The organism is Cytophaga sp., from assembly GCF_051961495.1.
Taxonomy (GTDB): Bacteria; Bacteroidota; Bacteroidia; order Cytophagales; family Cytophagaceae; genus Cytophaga.
In genome coordinates, this window is the sequence record NZ_JBQCDF010000213.1 from 1 (window position 1) to 2,600 (window position 2,600).

A 2,600-nucleotide genomic window follows, 5' to 3' on the forward strand; every position below is an offset into this window, starting at 1 on the left:
CAATAGAGTAATTGAACCGTTATGTGCAAAAGAATTGTTTAACCACAACGAAAATAAATCGTTGTCAAAAATCAGAGATACCCTTCTTCCCAGACTTATGTACGGTGAAATTGATATTGATGCTATGATGAAGGAAGAAGAGCAGCAAATTGAAAATTTAAAAACTGCATAAAATAAAAATTGTAATTAAAACTTCATTTACTGCTTATGCCCTATAATTTTCTTGCTGAAAGCGATATTGAAGAAGCGGCTATTGAATGGTTGCTTCAATTAAAGCCTTATCATTACAAATTTGGCGGCGATATCATTCGCAATCACAAGAAAGTGATATTGGAAGATGTGTTTGGGAACTTCCTTCAACAAACTTATCCGCATGTGCCTGCAAAAATCCTGGAAGAAGTAAAACAGGAATTTTTATTCAATGCCGGCACAGATATTCACCAGCGCAACCATGCCTTTCATGTTAAGCTGAGCAAAGGCATCAGCAAAACATGGAAGGACAATAATGGCAAAGAGCATTTTGAACATTTTTATCCTATTAATTATAATCCCGATGAAATTGATAAGAATGATTTTCTCGTAGTAAACCAGTTTACCATTGTTGGCCGGAACAGGCGAATTCCAGACCTAATTATTTTTATCAATGGCCTGCCTATTGTGTTGTTTGAGTTCAAAAATCTGTTTGATATAAATGCCACCGTAGATAATGCATTCAACCAAATACAACATTATATCCAGGATATTCCGCAGGTTTTTGAAACCAATGAACTTACGGTGATCAGTGATGGCTCTACTACTTTTCATGGTATGTTCAGCAGCGGCATGGAATGGTTTGCCTCGTGGAAAAGCGTGGATGGCATTAATGTGGTAGAATCTGATTTTGCTTTGGAAACACTCGTAAACGGGCTATTTGTTCCAGAGCGTTTGCTTCAATACATCCGTTCCTATATTTTTCATGAACCGGATAAAGGTGTGCTGATAAAAAAAGGTGCAAAATATCACCAGTTCTTTGGAGTGCAATACGCATTGGCAGAAACATTAAAAGCCATCAAACCCATTGGTGACGGGCGCATTGGTGTGATATGGCATACCACGCGCAGCGGCAAAAGCATCACGATGGCAATCTACACAGGGATACTTCGCACGATGCACGAATTAAAAAATCCTACTATCATTGTGCAGGTAGATAGATTTGATCTGAATAAGCAGTTGTATGAAGATTTTGTTGCCGCAAAAGATTTGGTGGGCGATGTTTCCCTCGCACAGACTACCGATGAATTAAGGGCACTTCTGAGTGGCGATGGCGGCGGTGTTATTTTCAGCACGATTGAAAAATTCCGGTTGAAAGATGTTGAAGAGGGAAGAGAAGCGGAACATCCTTTATTGAGTAACCGGGAAAACATTATTGTAATTGCTGATGAATGCCACCGTACCCAGTATGGATTGTTGCAGGGCTTTGCGAACAACCTGCGCAAGGCCGTTCCCAATGCTTCCTTCATTGGTTTCACAGGAACACCGGTTGATACAAAAGATGCGGATACAGTACAGGTATTCGGCGAGATCATTCATACGTACGATATCAAACAAGCAACAGAAGATCATGCGGTGGTTCCTATTTATTATGAACCGCGGCTTGCAAAACTTCATCTCGGTAATCCGGGGATTGAAGAAGAAGCAGAAGAAATACTGGATGGATTAGACCAGAAAGATCGCAATAAAGTGATGTGGGCAGCGGTGGAAGATGCTGCAGGCTCAAAAGAGCGGGTTGAGGAAATAGCGAAAGATATTTTGAAACATTTTACCGAACGCTCAAAGAACCTGGAAGGAAAAGCAATGATCGTTTGCATGAGCCGGAGAAATTGTGTAAAAATGTGTGATGCACTAACGGCATTGGAAGGTTGCCCGGAAACCGCGGTAGTAATGACTACCAACATTGCCAAAGATCCGGCAGCATGGAAGCCTCACGTTCGTACTAAAGAAAGTATGGAAGCGGTAAAAGCAAGATTTAAAGATCCGGATGATCCTTTGAAGATTGTAATCGTACGCGATATGTGGCTCACCGGTTTTGATAATCCACCGTTGAATACTTTGTATGTAGATAAAATCATGAGCGGCCACAATCTGGTGCAGGCGATCAATCGCGTAGCCACTGTGTTTGAAGAAAAACCGAGTGGCCTGATTGTGGACTATATTGGCATTGGCGATAAACTGAGAGACGCTACCAAAAAATATACAAGCAGCGGAGGCAAAGGAGATGTAACGATAGATACCGCCGAAGCATTTGAAATCGCTACTGAATTTGTTGCTGCATTGAAAGAAAGTTTGCCAAAAGATTTTGATTGCAGCGCATGGCATTCACTCAGCAAAGGAGATAAGCTAAAATTAGTTAGCAGCGCGACGAATTATATTTTGAGCGATGAAGAAAGAAGCAAACAGTTTATGCTCAATGAAATGAAACTGACTGCGCTGGTTCCGGTAATAAAAAGCGATCCACGGATTAATGAAATTGCACTCGACATCATTTTCCTTCAGCACGTTGGCGCCGCTGTAAGAAAAATAAAAAATCCTGTTACCAACATAAGACAGAAAGAAGGGCAGAT

Annotated in this window: 1 protein-coding gene; it reads left to right on the forward strand. The window is 41.0% G+C overall.

Going from position 1 to position 2,600, the window contains the following annotated elements; translation table 11 throughout:
• Window positions 1–207: 207 nt before the first annotated feature.
• Window positions 208–2,600, forward strand: a 2,393-nt coding sequence (locus tag ACTHJT_RS11750) for a type I restriction endonuclease subunit R (protein ID WP_440238371.1), incomplete at its 3' end; no start/stop codon positions are given.